General features: G+C 71.1%; 13 protein-coding genes. 8 read left to right on the forward strand and 5 right to left on the reverse strand.

The window, feature by feature from the left end:
* The first annotated feature begins 203 nt into the window (after positions 1-203).
* On the forward strand, positions 204-3,743 hold the full coding sequence (gene dnaE, locus EDD90_RS39615) for a DNA polymerase III subunit alpha (protein ID WP_123977911.1): 3,540 nt from the start codon (positions 204-206) through the stop codon (positions 3,741-3,743).
* Between the two features lie 121 nt (positions 3,744-3,864).
* On the opposite strand, the gene EDD90_RS39620 is transcribed toward dnaE, so the two are convergent.
* Positions 3,865-4,044, reverse strand: coding sequence for a hypothetical protein (locus EDD90_RS39620; RefSeq protein ID WP_123977912.1), 180 nt, complete (start codon positions 4,042-4,044; stop codon positions 3,865-3,867).
* A gap of 220 nt (positions 4,045-4,264) precedes the next feature.
* Between EDD90_RS39620 and EDD90_RS39625 the strand changes: the two genes are divergently transcribed.
* From EDD90_RS39625 to EDD90_RS39640, 4 genes are all read left to right on the forward strand, one after another.
* Complete coding sequence (locus tag EDD90_RS39625; RefSeq protein WP_123977913.1) at positions 4,265-5,485, forward strand: NYN domain-containing protein; 1,221 nt, start codon at positions 4,265-4,267, stop codon at positions 5,483-5,485.
* A gap of 233 nt (positions 5,486-5,718) precedes the next feature.
* On the forward strand, positions 5,719-6,693 hold the full coding sequence (locus EDD90_RS39630; RefSeq protein WP_123977914.1) for an ABC transporter ATP-binding protein: 975 nt from the start codon (positions 5,719-5,721) through the stop codon (positions 6,691-6,693).
* Between the two features lie 100 nt (positions 6,694-6,793).
* Complete coding sequence (locus EDD90_RS39635; RefSeq protein ID WP_123977915.1) at positions 6,794-7,618, forward strand: ABC transporter permease; 825 nt, start codon at positions 6,794-6,796, stop codon at positions 7,616-7,618.
* 34 nt (positions 7,619-7,652) lie between these two features.
* A complete protein-coding gene (locus EDD90_RS39640) occupies positions 7,653-8,309 on the forward strand; it encodes a DUF2567 domain-containing protein (protein WP_123977916.1) in 657 nt (218 codons plus the stop codon).
* A gap of 132 nt (positions 8,310-8,441) precedes the next feature.
* Here the strand turns inward: EDD90_RS39640 and ybaK are convergent, their stop codons facing one another.
* The 4 genes from ybaK to EDD90_RS39660 form a co-directional block, all read right to left on the reverse strand.
* Positions 8,442-8,951, reverse strand: a complete 510-nt coding sequence (gene ybaK / locus EDD90_RS39645) for a Cys-tRNA(Pro) deacylase (protein ID WP_123977917.1) — start codon at positions 8,949-8,951, stop codon at positions 8,442-8,444.
* Between the two features lie 16 nt (positions 8,952-8,967).
* Positions 8,968-9,708, reverse strand: coding sequence for an LON peptidase substrate-binding domain-containing protein (locus tag EDD90_RS39650; protein ID WP_123977918.1), 741 nt, complete (start codon positions 9,706-9,708; stop codon positions 8,968-8,970).
* Between the two features lie 11 nt (positions 9,709-9,719).
* On the reverse strand, positions 9,720-10,784 hold the full coding sequence (locus tag EDD90_RS39655; protein ID WP_260328430.1) for a hypothetical protein: 1,065 nt from the start codon (positions 10,782-10,784) through the stop codon (positions 9,720-9,722).
* A gap of 156 nt (positions 10,785-10,940) precedes the next feature.
* On the reverse strand, positions 10,941-12,518 hold the full coding sequence (locus tag EDD90_RS39660; RefSeq protein WP_123977920.1) for an oxidoreductase: 1,578 nt from the start codon (positions 12,516-12,518) through the stop codon (positions 10,941-10,943).
* Positions 12,519-12,719: 201 nt separating this feature from the next.
* Here EDD90_RS39660 and hisD point away from each other — a divergent pair, with 201 nt between their 5' ends.
* Genes hisD through hisB form a run of 3 tightly spaced genes read left to right on the forward strand, consistent with a single transcriptional unit; the run spans position 12,720 to position 15,738 of the window.
* The gene (gene hisD / locus EDD90_RS39665; protein WP_123977921.1) at positions 12,720-14,045 is read left to right on the forward strand and encodes a histidinol dehydrogenase; all 1,326 of its coding nucleotides are present in this window, start codon (positions 12,720-12,722) and stop codon (positions 14,043-14,045) included.
* A complete protein-coding gene (locus EDD90_RS39670) occupies positions 14,042-15,148 on the forward strand; it encodes a histidinol-phosphate transaminase (protein ID WP_123977922.1) in 1,107 nt (368 codons plus the stop codon). The genes hisD and EDD90_RS39670 overlap by 4 nt, the downstream gene beginning before the upstream one ends.
* Entirely contained in the window at positions 15,145-15,738 is a 594-nt protein-coding gene (gene hisB, locus EDD90_RS39675; RefSeq protein WP_123977923.1) for an imidazoleglycerol-phosphate dehydratase HisB, read from the forward strand. Before EDD90_RS39670 ends, hisB begins: the two co-directional genes overlap by 4 nt.
* The last annotated feature ends 1 nt before the right edge of the window (position 15,739 follow it).

The following is a 15,739-nucleotide window of genomic DNA, read 5'->3' on the forward strand; positions in this document are numbered from 1 at the left end:
CCGGACCAACGTGCGAAGGTCCCGGGGAGTGCCCGGAGGGGTGCCCAGGGAATGCCCGCTTTCCCCGCATGAAGGTACGCGGGGCAGCCCGTCGGCTGTCAGTGTCAGGGCATAGGATTCGACGCTGTCCCCCAGACTGTCCGCAGTCGGTCCGCAGTCGGTCGGAAGATCGTCGACGCCTGTTTCCTTTGGAGGCCGAAACCGTGTCAAAGCCGCCCTTCACGCACCTGCACGTCCACACCCAGTACTCGCTGCTGGACGGTGCCGCGCGGCTCAAGGACATGTTCAACGCCTGCAACGAGATGGGCATGACGCACATCGCCATGTCCGACCACGGCAACCTCCACGGGGCGTACGACTTCTTCCATTCGGCAAAGAAGGCCGGAGTCACCCCGATCATCGGGATCGAGGCGTATGTCGCCCCCGAGTCCCGGCGCAACAAGCGCAAGATCCAGTGGGGCCAGCCGCACCAGAAGCGGGACGACGTCTCCGGTTCCGGCGGTTACACCCACAAGACGATGTGGGCCGTGAACAGCACGGGGCTGCACAACCTCTTCCGGCTCTCCTCCGACGCGTACGCCGAGGGCTGGCTGCAGAAGTGGCCCCGGATGGACAAGGAGACGATCTCCCAGTGGTCCGAGGGGATCGTGGCCTCCACCGGCTGCCCCTCCGGCGAGCTCCAGACCCGGCTGCGCCTCGGGCAGTACGACGAGGCACTGAAGGCGGCCGCCGACTACCAGGACATCTTCGGCAAGGACCGCTACTTCCTGGAGCTGATGGACCACGGCATCGAGATCGAGCACCGGGTCCGCGACGGCCTCCTGGAGATCGGCAAGAAGCTCGGCATCCCGCCGTTGGTGACGAACGACTCGCACTACACGTACGCGCACGAGGCGACCGCCCACGACGCCCTGCTGTGCATCCAGACCGGCAAGAACCTCTCCGACCCGGACCGCTTCAAGTTCGACGGTACCGGCTACTACCTGAAGTCCACGGACGAGATGTACGCCGTCGACTCCTCGGACGCCTGGCAGGAGGGCTGCGCCAACACCCTCCTGGTCGCCGAGATGGTCGACACCACCGGCATGTTCGAGGCCAAGAACCTCATGCCGAAGTTCGACATCCCCGACGGCTACACCGAGGTCACCTGGTTCAAGGAGGAGGTCCGCCGGGGCATGGACCGCCGCTTCCCCGGCGGTGTCCCGGACGACCGGCAGAAGCAGGTCGAGTACGAGATGGACGTCATCATCCAGATGGGGTTCCCGGGCTACTTCCTCGTCGTCGCCGACTTCATCATGTGGGCCAAGAAGAACGGCATCGCGGTCGGCCCCGGCCGAGGCTCCGCGGCCGGCTCGATCGTCGCCTACGCCATGGGCATCACCGACCTCGACCCGATCCCGCACGGCCTGATCTTCGAGCGGTTCCTCAACCCCGAGCGCGTCTCCATGCCCGACGTCGACATCGACTTCGACGAGCGTCGGCGCGTCGAGGTGATCAGGTACGTGACCGAGAAGTACGGCGCCGACAAGGTCGCCATGATCGGCACCTACGGCAAGATCAAGGCCAAGAACGCCATCAAGGACTCCGCGCGCGTGCTGGGCTACCCGTACGCGATGGGCGACCGCCTCACCAAGGCGATGCCCGCCGACGTCCTCGGCAAGGGCATCGACCTCGACGGCATCACCAACCCCTCGCACCCGCGCTACAACGAGGCCGGCGAGATCCGCGGGATGTACGAGAACGAGCCGGACGTCAAGAAGGTCATCGACACCGCGAAGGGCGTCGAGGGCCTGGTCCGGCAGATGGGTGTGCACGCCGCCGGCGTGATCATGTCCAGCGAGCCCATCGTCGACCACGCCCCGATCTGGGTGCGGCACACGGACGGCGTGACCATCACGCAGTGGGACTACCCGCAGTGCGAGTCGCTCGGCCTGCTGAAGATGGACTTCCTCGGCCTGCGCAACCTGACGATCATGGACGACGCCGTCAAGATGGTGAAGTCCAACAAGGGCATCGACCTCGACCTGCTGGCCCTGCCGCTCGACGACCCGAAGACCTTCGAACTCCTCCAGCGCGGCGACACTCTGGGCGTCTTCCAGTTCGACGGCGGACCCATGCGCTCGCTGCTGCGCCTGATGAAGCCCGACAACTTCGAAGACATCTCCGCCGTCTCCGCGCTCTACCGTCCGGGCCCGATGGGCATGGACTCGCACACCAACTACGCGCTGCGCAAGAACAAGCTCCAGGAGATCACCCCGATCCACAAGGAGCTGGAGGAGCCCCTGGAAGAGGTCCTGGCCGTCACCTACGGCCTGATCGTCTACCAGGAGCAGGTCCAGAAGGCCGCCCAGATCATCGCCGGGTACTCGCTCGGCGAGGCCGACATCCTGCGCCGCGTGATGGGCAAGAAGAAGCCCGACGAACTGGCCAAGAACTTCGTCCTCTTCCAGAAGGGCGCCCGCGACAAGGGCTACAGCGACGAGGCGATCCAGGCCCTGTGGGACGTGCTGGTCCCCTTCGCCGGCTACGCCTTCAACAAGGCGCACTCCGCCGCGTACGGCCTGGTCTCTTACTGGACCGCCTACCTGAAGGCGAACCACCCCGCCGAGTACATGGCCGGGCTGCTCACCTCGGTCAAGGACGACAAGGACAAGTCGGCCGTCTACCTCAACGAGTGCCGCCGCATGGGCATCAAGGTGCTCCCGCCGAACGTCAACGAGTCGGTGCACAACTTCGCGGCCCAGGGCGACGACGTGATCCTGTTCGGCCTGGAGGCCGTCCGCAACGTCGGTACCAACGTGGTCGAGTCGATCATCAGGAGCCGCAAGGCCAAGGGCAAGTACGCCTCCTTCCCCGACTACCTCGACAAGGTCGAGGCGGTCGCCTGCAACAAGCGCACCACGGAGTCGCTGATCAAGGCCGGCGCCTTCGACACCATGGGGCACACCCGCAAGGGCCTCACCGCGCAGTACGAGCCGATGATCGACAACGTGGTCGCGGTCAAGCGCAAGGAGGCCGAGGGGCAGTTCGACCTCTTCGGCGGGATGGGCGAGGAGGAGAGCAGCGAGCCCGGCTTCGGACTGGACGTCGAGTTCACCACCGAGGAGTGGGACAAGACCTATCTGCTCGCCCAGGAGCGGGAGATGCTCGGTCTGTACGTCTCCGACCACCCGCTCTTCGGCCTGGAGCACGTGCTCTCCGACAAGGCCGACGCGGGTATCGCCCAGCTCACCGGCGGCGAGCACGCGGACGGCGCGGTGGTCACCATCGGCGGCATCATCTCGGGCCTGCAGCGCAAGATGACCAAGCAGGGCAACGCCTGGGCGATCGCCACCGTCGAGGACCTCGCCGGCTCCATCGAGTGCATGTTCTTCCCGGCGACCTACCAGCTCATCTCGACCCAACTCGTCGAGGACGCGGTGGTGTTCGTCAAGGGCCGCCTCGACAAGCGCGAGGACGTGCCCCGGCTCGTCGCCATGGAGCTGGCGGTACCGGACCTCTCGAACGCCGGCACCAACGCGCCCGTGATCCTCACCATCCCCGCCACCCGGGTCACCCCGCCGATGGTCAGCCGCCTCGGCGAGATCCTCAGCCACCACAAGGGCGACAGCGAGGTCCGGATCAAGCTCCAGGGCCCGACCAAGACCACCGTGCTGCGCCTGGACCGGCACCGGGTGAAGCCCGACCCGGCCCTGTTCGGCGACCTGAAGGTGCTGCTCGGCCCGTCCTGCCTGGCCGGCTGAGCCCGGCCCCGGCCGGCCGGTCCGACCGGACCACACGCGCGCGGAAGGGGCGCACCCGCATCGGGTGCGCCCCTTCTGTGTGCCCGGGCTTCAACAGCCCAGCCGGACCTGGTCAGTCCGCTCAGTTGTGGCCGAAGCGCTTCTGCTGCTTACGAGCAACATCCGCGGGGCTGCCCTGGATGTGCGTCACCGGCGAGTCGTGGGACTCCGTCGACGTACGCTGCGCGTGCTCGTGGGCCTGCTCGGCCTGGGACGCGCGCTTCTCGGAGCCACCCTGCTTACGGTTCTTGTTCTTGGCCATGGTGATCTGCCTCCTGTGGGGGATCTAGGGGCTGAATTCAGATTCACATAGGCTGACAACAGACGCATTTCGGATAATTACCGTGTGTGACAGGGTTTGTCGGAGAGCAGGGCCCCGAAACGCCACGCCGAAGATCGAGTTCGGGCCGTTAACCCCCGCGTGGTCGGGCAGACTCGAAGGAAGCCCCGAAAGCAAACCTCCCGGAAAGAGGGTGAGTCGCGTGGACCGCTGCATCGTCCTGGTGGACGCCGGGTATCTGCTGGGTGCCGCCGCCAGTCTCCTCGCCGGTGAGCCCTCCCGATCGCGGATCACCGTCGACCACGCCGCGCTGATCCAGGCGCTGCGCGACCGTGCGGAGTCCGACACCGAGCGTCCACTGCTGCGCATCTACTGGTTCGACGGCGCCCCCGACCGTGTTCCCCAGCCGGAGCACCGCCGCCTGCGCGTGATGCCCCGGGTGACCGTCCGGCTCGGCGCCCTGACCCGCAGCGACGGACGCTGGGCGCAGAAGGGGGTGGACGCGGCCATGCACGCCGAGCTGACCGAGCTGGCCCGCAACCGCGCCTGCTCCGACATCGTGCTGGTGACCGGCGACGGGGATCTGCTGCCGGGCATGATGGCCGCGAAGGAGCACGGGGTCGCCGTGCACCTGTGGGCCGTGCAGGCGGCCGACGGGGACTACAACCAGTCCGAGGACCTCGTCGCGGAGGCCGATGAGCGGCGGGTCCTGGACCGGGCGTGGATCACCCAGGCGGTCCGGGCGAAGGAGCTGACGGCCGTCTGCGCGCCGCCGCCCGCGCCGCGGCCGGAGATCGCTGCGATCCTGTCGGCGCCGCTGCCCGAGTCCGCGCTGGCCGCTGCCGCGGAGGCCGGGGTCGCGGAGGGGGAGCGGGCGCCGGCGGGCGTGGCCGAGAACGGCGCGCCGGAGCGGGTGCCGGCGCCCAAGGGGGTGCCCACGCCGAAGGACCTCGCGGCGTTGCGGGCGCCCGGGGCGCAGCCGGTCCAGCATGCGCCGACCACGGCGACGCTGCGGTGGTCCTCCGACAAGGGGTGGGTGGACCGGCCGGGTGTCGTGGCGGAGCCGGCGGAGGCCCTCTCCATGCCGACGCTGGCGCAGCTGACGACCGCGGAGCAGCGGTGGGCCGACCGGGAGGAGGACATCACGGCCGTCGGCGGGGATCCGTACGAGGTCGGACAGGTGTTCGCCCGGAGATGGATCTCCCGGCTCGGGGACCAGGGGCATCTGCACCGGCTGTCCGGGATGTACCCGCGGATTCCGCATCGGATCGACGGGGAGCTGCTGCGGTACGCGGCCCGGTTCGGGCTGCTGGCGCACAAGGACGACCAGATCGACGAACATGACCGTTACGCCATTCGGGCGGGGTTCTGGAGAGAGTTCGATGTTCCGGCGGGGGCCGGGGAGCATGCGTCGGCGGAGTGAGCGGCGGACGGGGAGGGGCGGGGCGGTACGTCGGCGGGTGCGGGCCGGTGGGGGCTTGTCGCGCCCACGCGGAGCCGCGTATTTGATGCAGCCCCGCGCCCCAATGGGGCGCGTTGCCCTCACGGTGTTCACAAGCTGAGGCGCCCCAAAGGCGAGTAAACGGGTTCGACCCCGTACTCTCGTGCCTTGTGAGTACGGGCGTGGGTCGGGCACTTCGGCAGCAGAGTGATGTCGTGTGTGCCGTGCGTGGGCTGACCAAGACCTACGCCGCGGTCAAAGGCCGGCGGGGAGCTCCCGGAGTGCCCGAGGTGCGGGCCACCGACGGGGTGGAGCTGGATGTCCGGCGCGGTGAGATCTTCGGGCTGCTCGGGCCGAACGGGGCCGGGAAGTCCACCCTCGTACGGCAGCTCACCGGGCTGCAGCGACCCGATTCCGGCACCGTCGAGATCCTCGGGCACGACATCGTCCGGCATCCGGAGCGGGCCGCGCGCCTGCTCGCCTATCTCGGACAGGAGTCCAGCGCCCTCGACGAGCTGACCGTGTCCCTCGCCGCCGAGACCACCGGGCGGCTGCGCGGGCTGGACGTACGGCAGGCCCGCGCCGAGCGGGACGCCGTGATCGAGGAGCTGGGGCTCGGGCCCATCGCCGGACGGGCGCTGAAGAAGCTCTCCGGGGGACAGCGGCGGCTCGCCTGCTTCGCCGCCGCGCTGGTCGGGGAGCGGCCGCTGCTCGTCCTCGACGAGCCGACGACCGGGATGGACCCCGTGGCCCGGCGGGCGGTGTGGGCCGCCGTCGACCGGCGGCGCGCCGAGCAGGGGACGACCGTCGTCCTGGTCACCCACAACGTGATCGAGGCGGAGACGGTCCTGGACCGGGTCGCCGTGCTGGACCAGGGACGTGTCATCGCGTGCGACACCCCGGCCGGGCTCAAGGAGCAGGTCGCCGGTGAGGTGCGGGTCGAACTGGTGTGGCGGGAGCGGGCGCCGCTGGACGTGCCCGAGGTGGCCGTCCTGCGCGAGCGGGCCGTCGAGACCGGCCGGCGCTGGACGCTGCGGCTCGCCCCCGAGGAGGCCCGTGCCGCCGTCGCCACGGTGACCGGCGGGGCCGCCTTCGCCGCCCTCGACGACTTCACCCTCGCCACGCCCAGCCTGGAGGACGTCTACCTGGCGCTGGGCGGCGCCGCACGGCAGGGGCTGGTGAAGGCGTGAACGCGGGTGCGAACGTGAACGCGGGGGCGACCGGGCCCGTACGGGAAGGCGCGGCGGCCGTACGAGCCGTGGATGCCGTTGGGAAGAGGAGCAGCGCGACGTGAGTGTCGTACCCGCGGAGGTTCTGCCGGGCGGTGACCTGGCCGTGGCGGAGACGGTGCCGCGCGCGGCGGCCGAGCTGGGCCCGCGTGCGCGGCTGTGGCCGTCGCTGGTGGCCGTCTACCGGGCGCAGCTGTCCCGTGCCCGGGTGGCGCGGATCCCGCTGTTGTTCGTCGCGACCTTCCAGTCCGTCGGCATCATGGTCATGATGCGCGGGGTGGTGGACACCCGGGCCGAGGCCCAGTCCGTGGTGGCGGGGTCGTCGGTGGTCGTCGTCGCGTACGTGGCGCTGAACCTGCTCGCGCAGTACTTCGGCCAGCTGCGGGCGAGCGGCGGCCTCGACCACTACGCCACGCTGCCGGTGCCGCCGGCCTCCGTGGTGCTCGGGGCGGCCGCGGCGTACGCCTCCTTCACCGTGCCGGGGACGCTGGTGACGGCCGTCTTCGGGTGCGTGCTGTTCGGGCTGCCGCTGGGGAACCTGTGGATCCTCGCCGCCGTGATCCCGCTGGCGGGGGCGGCCCTGTCCGGGCTCGGCGCCGCCTGCGGGCTGCTCGCGCCGCGGCCCGAACTCGCGACACTGCTCGGACAGCTCGGCATGTCGGCGGCGCTGCTGCTCGGGGTGCTGCCGCCGGACCGGATGCCGGGGATCATCCAGTTCGCGCGCGATCTGCTGCCTTCGACGTACGGCGTGGAGGCCTACGCCCGGACCTTCGGGGCGCAGCCCGACTGGGCCGTCGTCCTCGCTGACCTGGGTGTGTGCGCGGGGGTGGGCGTGGTCTCGCTGGCCGTCGCCGCCTGGGCGTACCGCCGGGCCGCCGTCCGGTGACGCGCCGCACAGGCCGACCTGGCACGATGTCAGGGTGACCGCACCGTTGACGCCGCCGCCTCCGCCGCACGACCAGTCCTCGCATCAGGCCTGGGAGGCGCCGCCGCCTGCCGAGACGGTCTGGAGCGAGTACGGACAGGACGGTCCCGGGATGAAGACCGAACTGCGGGAGGCCGCGGTGATCGTGGTCGCGGTGGCCGTGAGCGGTGTGCTGCTCGGGCTGCTGTGGATGTGGCTGGCGCCGCATGTGCCGCTGGTCGGGGACCAGTCCGGCAAGAGCTGGGTGGTCTACCTCAAGGACACCGAGGGGGAGCAGGCGGCGGGGGTGGACAGTACGTTCACGCTGCTGGCGCTGGCGTTCGGGGCCGTGAGCGCGGTCGCGGTGTTCCTGTGGCGGCGGCGCGGGGGTGTGCCGCTGGTGGTGGCGCTGGGGATCGGAGGGCTGCTCGCCTCGCTGCTCGCGTGGCGGGTGGGGATCTGGCTGGGCCCGCAGCAGGACGTGATCGCGCATGCCAGGGCTGTGGGCAAGGGGGTGACGTTCTCGGCGCCGCTGAAGCTCGGGGCGCGGGGGGCGTTGCTGGCGTGGTCGCTGGCGGCGTTGCTGGTGCACCTGGGGTTGATGGCGCTGTTCGGCCCCCGCGACCCGGAGCCCCCGTACGAGGACGGCCCGTACGCGGCTCCGCAGGCGTAGTCTCCCTGCGCCGGTCCTACGCCGGTCGGCGGCCGTGGTTCGAGCGGCCCTTCTTCACGCGCCACTTTCGTTTCCGCGTTTTCTTCGACATGTCTTCCGTACTTAACCCAGGACGGGAGCCGCGTCGAGAGGTCACGCACGTCCGATGGGCGCCACGGTCGCGTTCGTCAGGGTGGCCAGGGCCGTCGGGGGCAGTTCGATCTCCAGGCCGCGGCGGCCCGCCGAGACGCAGATCGTGGTGTGGGCGGAGGCCGACGCGTCCAGGACCGTCGGGAGTTTCTTGCGCTGGCCCAGGGGGGAGATGCCGCCCCGGACGTAGCCCGTCGTGCGTTCCGCCAGGGTCGGGTCCGCCATCGCCGCGCGCTTGCCGCCCACCGCGGTCGCCAGGGCCTTGAGGTCCAGCGTGCCCGCCACCGGGACGACGGCGACCGTGAGCGTGCCGTCGACGTCCGCGACCAGGGTCTTGAAGACCCGGTCCGGGGACACGCCCATCGCCTCCGCCGCCTCCTCGCCGTAGGACGGGTGGGAGGGGTCGTGGTCGTAGGAGTGGACGGTGAAGTCCACGCCCGCAGTGGTCAGGGCCACCGTCGCCGGGGTGCCGCCCGCGGACTGCTGCTGCTTCTTGTTCGGCTTCTTCGGCATGACAGGGAACTCCGGCTCAGTTCAGACTCGTCGGCGACCGCGTCAGCTCCGCCGCGGGCAGTGACGGCAGGTTACGGATGATCGCCGTCTCGGAGCGAAGGAGTTTCAGCTCGTCGCGGAGGCGGGAGGCGGTGTCGGGGGCCTGGAGCAGGCGCTGCTTGGTGGGGATGTCGTGCATCATCGCGGCCGCGACCAGGTAGGAGACGACCGCCGGCTCGTCGGGGAGGTCGGCCCCGGTGGACAGGGATCGCTCCCGCGCGCCCGCCAGGCGCTTCTGGTACTGGCGGAAGGCCCGCAGGACCCCCTCGGCCAGCGCACCCGCCTCGTCGCCCGGTTCCTCCGGCAGTTCCTCCAGCTCCGCCGTCAGGAACGGGCCCGACGTGTCGACGGACAGCAGCCGCACCCGGCTCGTCCCCGTCGCCAGCACCTCGAACGTACCGTTCGCCCGCTCCCGGATCGTCGCCGCGTCCGCCACACAGCCCACCCGGTGGAAGGACTTGACGGGGTCGGCCCCGAACCCGGCCGCCGGACCCTTGTCCGGCTGGGCGGTGGGGTCCGGCATGCCCGGTGCGCTCGGAGCCACCTCGTGGCCGTCACGGATCGCCACGACGGCGAACCGGCGCGGTTCTTCCTCGGGCGTCTTCAGGAGATCGCGCATCATGGCGCGATAGCGCTCCTCGAAGATGTTCAGCGGTAGCACCAGCCCCGGGAACAGCACCGAGTTAAGGGGGAAGAGTGGGAGACGGACGGTGGTCACGGCGCCACAGCCTAGTGGTCATCGGCGAGGACATGTCCGCGGTGCCCTGCCAGTGGGCGCTCGGCACCCCTCGGAGAGGGCACCGGACCGCCGTCGGGCAGCGGTTCCGCACCGGCGAGCAGCTGGGCGCGCAGCCGTACGAAATGGCCCAGCGGGTCGTCGGACAGCCGGTCCCAGGGGAAGGACGTGGCGTACGGGCCGACCAGGTGCAGCTGGGTGCGCGCGGCCTCCCAGCGCTCCAGCCGGACCAGGAGGTACATCAGCTTGTTGCGGACCTCGGCCGGCCAGGGATCGGCCGCCGGGAACCGGGCGGAGAGCTCGATCGCCCGGTCGGCCGCCGCGTCCAGACGGGCGCGCGGCACCTCGGGGCCGCAGCCGTCGGTGAGGTACGCGAAGGCCGCGCGGGCCGGCAGGGCCTGGACGAGCGAGTCCGGCGGGGCGTCCTGCGCGGCCAGGTCGGCGAAGTCAAAGCACTCGCGGTGCGAGCCGTGCCAGTGCGTGGCCAGATAGCGCAGGGCCGCCACATGGCAGCCGTAGTGGTGCGGGGCGCGGCGGATCGCCGCCTCCCACAGCTCCTCGAAGTACTTGTGCCCGGCGTTCGAGCCGCGCGCGTGGTCCAGGGCGAGCCGCCACGGCACCGGGTCCCGGTCGTCGCCGCGGGCCGCGGCCGTGATCCGCGCGCTCACCGGGCGCAGCAGCTCGGCCCGGGCCGGGGAGTCCCAGGCCCGGTCCACCGCGAGCTGGGCCTCGACCAGGAGGAGGTCCTGGTCGTGCGGGGCGGCGTCGGACCACTCGTCGAGCCACTCGGCGCGGGAGCGGGCGAAGAGGGCGAGCCGGTGCACATACCGGTCGCGTTCCTCCCACTCGGCCGCCCCGCGGGTGCCGGCCAGCAGTTTCGCGGCGGGCTCGTACTCGCCCCGGCCGGCCGCGACCAGCGCGGGGGCGAGCCGTTGGTCGGGCACGTCGAGGAGTACCTCGTCGTCGGCCGGGAGCGGTCCGGCGGCGAGACGCGAAGCGGTCGTTGTCCTCCGTGCGGAACGGAAGAGCGCGCGCAGCGAAGCCATGGTGTCGACCATTGAAAGTCCGCAGGTCGGGGCAGCGCCAGACGCAAAGGTCAACTCCGTGAAAGTTGTACGGGCGTCGGTCAAGGCCGGGTAAAAGGTGACTATTGCTCATCTGTTCGACAGCTGTCGAAACGACTCCTGAGCCCGGCTCCCCGCGCCCTCGGTGGGCTACCCCCGCCGCAGCAGCCTCGTCGCCCCCGCCGCCACCGTCGTCGCGAGGATCCAGCCCAGCAGGATCATCACCGCCGCCGCCCACTGCCAGCCGCCGCTGAGCCGCCACGCGCCGACCTGGCCCAGGTCGATCACCGGCAGCAGCAGGTCGAGGACGAAGAGGGCGGGGTCCCAGACCGGATGGCCGCCGGGGTTCATCGCCGGGTGCGGGGCGTGCGCGAAGGCGAGCGTGCCCGCCGCCCACAGCACCGCCATCCACACCGCCGCCCGGCCCGGCCGGTAGCCGTAGGCCACCGTCAGGTCCTGCGCGTACCCCCAGAGCTTGGCGGCCAGCGGCAGCGTCTCGCGGCGCCGGCGCTGCTTGGCGAGCAGCACCTCACGGGCGTCCTCGTCCTCACCGGCGGCCCGCAGCACGGCCGCCAGCCGCTCGTAGGGCTCCGGGTTGTACTCGGCGGTCGCCGCCGCCACCCAGCCGAGCCGCCGGGTCAGCGGGAACGGACCCTGCGGCACCAGGTTCTCGTAGGCGAAACCGCCCATGTGCAGCCGCCCGGGGCCCGGCCAGCTGGTCGCCCGGTCGACCAGGTTGACCACCCTGGCGCCGGACAGCAGCACCCCGCCGCGCTGCGGCTCCTCGCCGAGGAACCGCAGCTCCGGCGCCTGCACCCGGCGCAGTGACAGCTGCTGGTCGTCCGTGAAGGTGAACCGGGCCCGCTCCAGGTCGATGGCGTCCCCGAACCGCCCGTCGTCCAGCCGTACCCCGCCCTGGCACTCGAACCGCTGGATCCGCGTCCCGCGTGCCGGAGTCGTCCCGCTCCGCCAGGGGCCGCCCACCCCGGCCGGGGTGAGGTAGAGGGTGCGGCCGACCGTCAGCTGGGGCGCGTTCAGCGCGAACCGCCCGTCGGGGTTGCGCAGCCGCGCGCCACGCAGGCTCAGCGAGACGCCCACCTTGGCGCTGCGCAGGCTCAGCTCCCCCTGCGAGTCCAGGAGCTCCGCCTGGAGGTCCTGGCCGACGGTCATGCCGTCCGCCGCGATCGACCGGCCGCTGCGGTCCCGGTACACCACCGCCTGGTTCAGCAGCAGATCGGTGCCGATGTGCGCGTCGGTCAGCCGGACCCCGCCCAGGAACCGGCAGCGCGGCAGATGCAGATCGCCCTCGGTGCGCACCCGGGCCGCCTCCAGGCGCGGTGCCGCGCAGTCCACGAACCGCACGGTCGTGAAGTGCGCCTCCGGCAGCAGGATCTCGTCGTCGAACCGGCAGCCGCGCAGCTCCACGTACGGGGTGACCGTGCCGCCCGCCAGGTCCAGCGTGCCGGTGATCCGCATGCCGACCAGCTTCAGCGAGGACACCCGGCCCGCGAGCGCCGGCGGCCCGTCCAGCAGCAGCCAGCAGACGATCCGCGCCCGCACGGTCCGCTCCGGACCCCACGGGTGGCCGCCGTGCGGATCGTCGACGCGTACGTCGCCGCTGCTCAGGTCATACACGCTGCCGTTGCGGAACGCCTGCCACATGCCGGCCTCGGCGGCGGTCAGATCGTCCGGCAGTTCACCGTCCCGGACGTCGTCCCCCTCGGTCACGGCTGTTCCTTCTTCCTCGGCTACTCGTGGGTCATGTTTCGGTACAACCGGTGATGCCCGCTGTGTGAGGCCTCGAACACCGTAGGTGAACGCGATCTTCCGGGTTCCGGCCAGGCTATGTACCGGCCGTTGCCCCAGGTTCTGTATCAGCCATTGATACGCGCGGACGGGCCCCGAGTGCCGTCTGAGAGAATTGATTCCGTGATCTCCCGAATCGATCTGCGCGGCGATGCCCTTCCCGAGGGACCCGCCCTGCGCGACCTGCTGCCCCGAGCCGACTTCGACGTCTCGGCCGCCCTGGAGAAGGTGCGTCCGATCTGCGAGGCCGTGCATCATCGGGGCGACGCGGCGCTGATCGACTTCGCCGAGAAGTTCGACGGGGTCACCCTGGAGCAGGTGCGGGTGCCCGCCGAGGCGCTCACGAAGGCGCTCGAAGAACTCGACCCGGCCGTGCGCGCGGCCCTGGAGGAGTCCATCCGGCGCGCCCGTCTCGTCCACCGCGAGCAGCGCCGTACGAACCGCACGACCCAGGTCGTGCCCGGCGGTTCCGTCACCGAGAAGTGGGTGCCGGTCGAGCGGGTCGGGCTCTACGCGCCCGGCGGCCGCTCGGTCTACCCCTCCTCCGTGATCATGAACGCGGTGCCCGCGCAGGAGGCGGGCGTCGAGTCGATCGCGCTCGCCTCCCCGCCGCAGGCCGAGTTCGGCGGTCTGCCGCACCCGACGATCCTCGCCGCCTGCGCCCTGCTCGGCGTCGACGAGGTGTACGCGGCCGGCGGCGCCACCGCGGTCGCGATGTTCGCGCACGGCACCGAGTCCTGCCCGCCCGCCAACATGGTCACCGGCCCCGGCAACATCTGGGTGGCCGCCGCCAAGCGCTACTTCACCGGCAAGATCGGCATCGACGCCGAGGCGGGCCCGACCGAGATCGCCGTCCTCGCGGACGCCACTGCCGACCCGGTGCACGTCGCCGCCGACCTGATCAGCCAGGCCGAGCACGACCCGCTGGCCGCCGCCGTCCTGGTCACCGACTCGGCCGAGCTCGCGGACGCCGTGGAGAAGGAGCTGCAGCCGCAGGTCGCGGCCACCAAGCACATCGACGACCGGATCGTCCCCGCCCTGAAGGGCCGGCAGTCCGCGATCGTCCTGGTCGACGGCATCGACGAGGGTCTGAGGGTCGTCGACGCGTACGGCGCCGAGCACCTGGAGATCCAGACGGCCGACGCCGCCGCGGTGGCCGACCGGGTGAAGAACGCGGGCGCGGTCTTCATCGGCCCCTGGGCGCCGGTCTCCCTCGGCGACTACGCCGCCGGGTCCAACCACGTGCTGCCCACCGGCGGCTGCGCGTGCCACTCCTCCGGCCTGTCCGTGCAGTCGTTCCTGCGCGGCATCCACATCGTCGACTACACGAAGGACGCGCTGGCCGAGGTCGCGCACCACGTGGTCACGCTGGCGGAGGCGGAGGACCTGCCCGCGCACGGCGCGGCGATCAAGGCTCGGTTCGGTTGGAAGGTACCCGAAGGCAAGTGACAGGCATCGACGATCTCCCCGTACGGGACGAGCTGCGCGGCAAGTCCCCCTACGGAGCGCCCCAGTTGGACGTTCCGGTACGCCTGAACACCAACGAGAACCCGTACCCGCTGCCCGAGCCGCTGGTCGAGCGGATCACGGAGCGGGTCCGCGAGGCCGCCCGCGACCTGAACCGCTACCCCGACCGGGACGCGGTCCAGCTCCGCACCGAGCTGGCCAAGTACCTGACGAAGACCGGCCACCACCCGGTCGGCATCGAGAACGTCTGGGCGGCCAACGGCTCCAACGAGGTCATCCAGCAGCTGCTGCAGACCTTCGGCGGCCCCGGCCGCAGCGCGATCGGTTTCGAGCCGTCGTACTCGATGCACGCGCTGATCTCGCGCGGCACCGGCACGGGCTGGATCTCCGGCCCGCGGAATGCCGACTTCACCCTCGATGTCGAGGCGGCCTCGGCGGCCATCGCCGAGCACCGGCCGGACGTCGTCTTCATCACCACCCCCAACAACCCCACGGGCAACGCGGTCCCGCCCGAGACGGTCCTCGCGCTCTACGAGGCCGCCCAGGCCGCCAAGCCCTCCATGGTCGTCGTCGACGAGGCTTACATCGAGTTCAGCCACGGCGCCTCGCTGCTGCCGCTGCTCGAAGGTCGGCCGAATCTCGTCGTCTCCCGCACCATGTCGAAGGCCTTCGGCGCGGCCGGCCTGCGCCTCGGCTACCTCGCCGCGGACCCGGCCGTGGTGGACGCCGTACAGCTCGTCCGGCTGCCGTACCACCTGTCGGCGATCACCCAGGCGACCGCGCTGGCCGCCCTGGAGCACACCGACACGCTGCTGAAGTACGTCGAGCAGCTGAAGGCCGAGCGGGACCGGCTGGTGAGCGAGCTGCGGGCGGCGGGCCTCGAAGTCACCGAGTCCGACGCCAACTTCGTGCAGTTCGGGCGGTTCGAGGACCCGCACCGGGTGTGGCAGCAGATCCTCGACCGGGGGGTCCTGGTCCGGGACAACGGAGTGCCCGGCTTCCTGCGGGTGTCCGCCGGAACCCCCGAGGAGAACGACGCGTTCCTCGACGCGGTACGTGAAGTCAAGAAGGAGCTGGACGCATGACCCGCGTAGGGCGCGTGGAGCGCACCACCAAGGAGACCTCGGTCCTCGTCGAGATCGACCTCGACGGCACCGGCAAGACCGACATCGCCACCGGCGTCGGCTTCTACGACCACATGCTCGACCAGCTCGGCCGGCACGGTCTGTTCGACCTCACCGTGAAGACCGACGGCGACCTGCACATCGACTCGCACCACACCATCGAGGACACCGCCCTCGCCCTTGGCGCCGCCTTCAAGCAGGCGCTCGGCGACAAGGTGGGCATCTACCGGTTCGGCAACTGCACGGTCCCGCTGGACGAGTCCCTCGCCCAGGTCACCGTCGACCTCTCCGGCCGCCCGTACCTCGTGCACACCGAGCCCGAGAAGATGGCGCCGATGATCGGCGAGTACGACACCACCATGACCCGGCACATCCTGGAGTCGTTCGTCGCCCAGGCGCAGATCGCCCTGCACGTGCACGTGCCCTACGGGCGCAACGCGCACCACATCGTGGAGTGCCAGTTCAAGGCGCTGGCGAGGGCGCTGCGCTACGCCTCCGAGCGCGACCCGCGCGCGGCCGGCATCCTCCCGTCCACGAAGGGTGCGCTGTAAA

The sequence above is a fragment of the Streptomyces sp. Ag109_O5-1 genome (assembly GCF_003814875.1).
Lineage (GTDB): Bacteria > Actinomycetota > Actinomycetes > Streptomycetales > Streptomycetaceae > Streptomyces > Streptomyces sasae.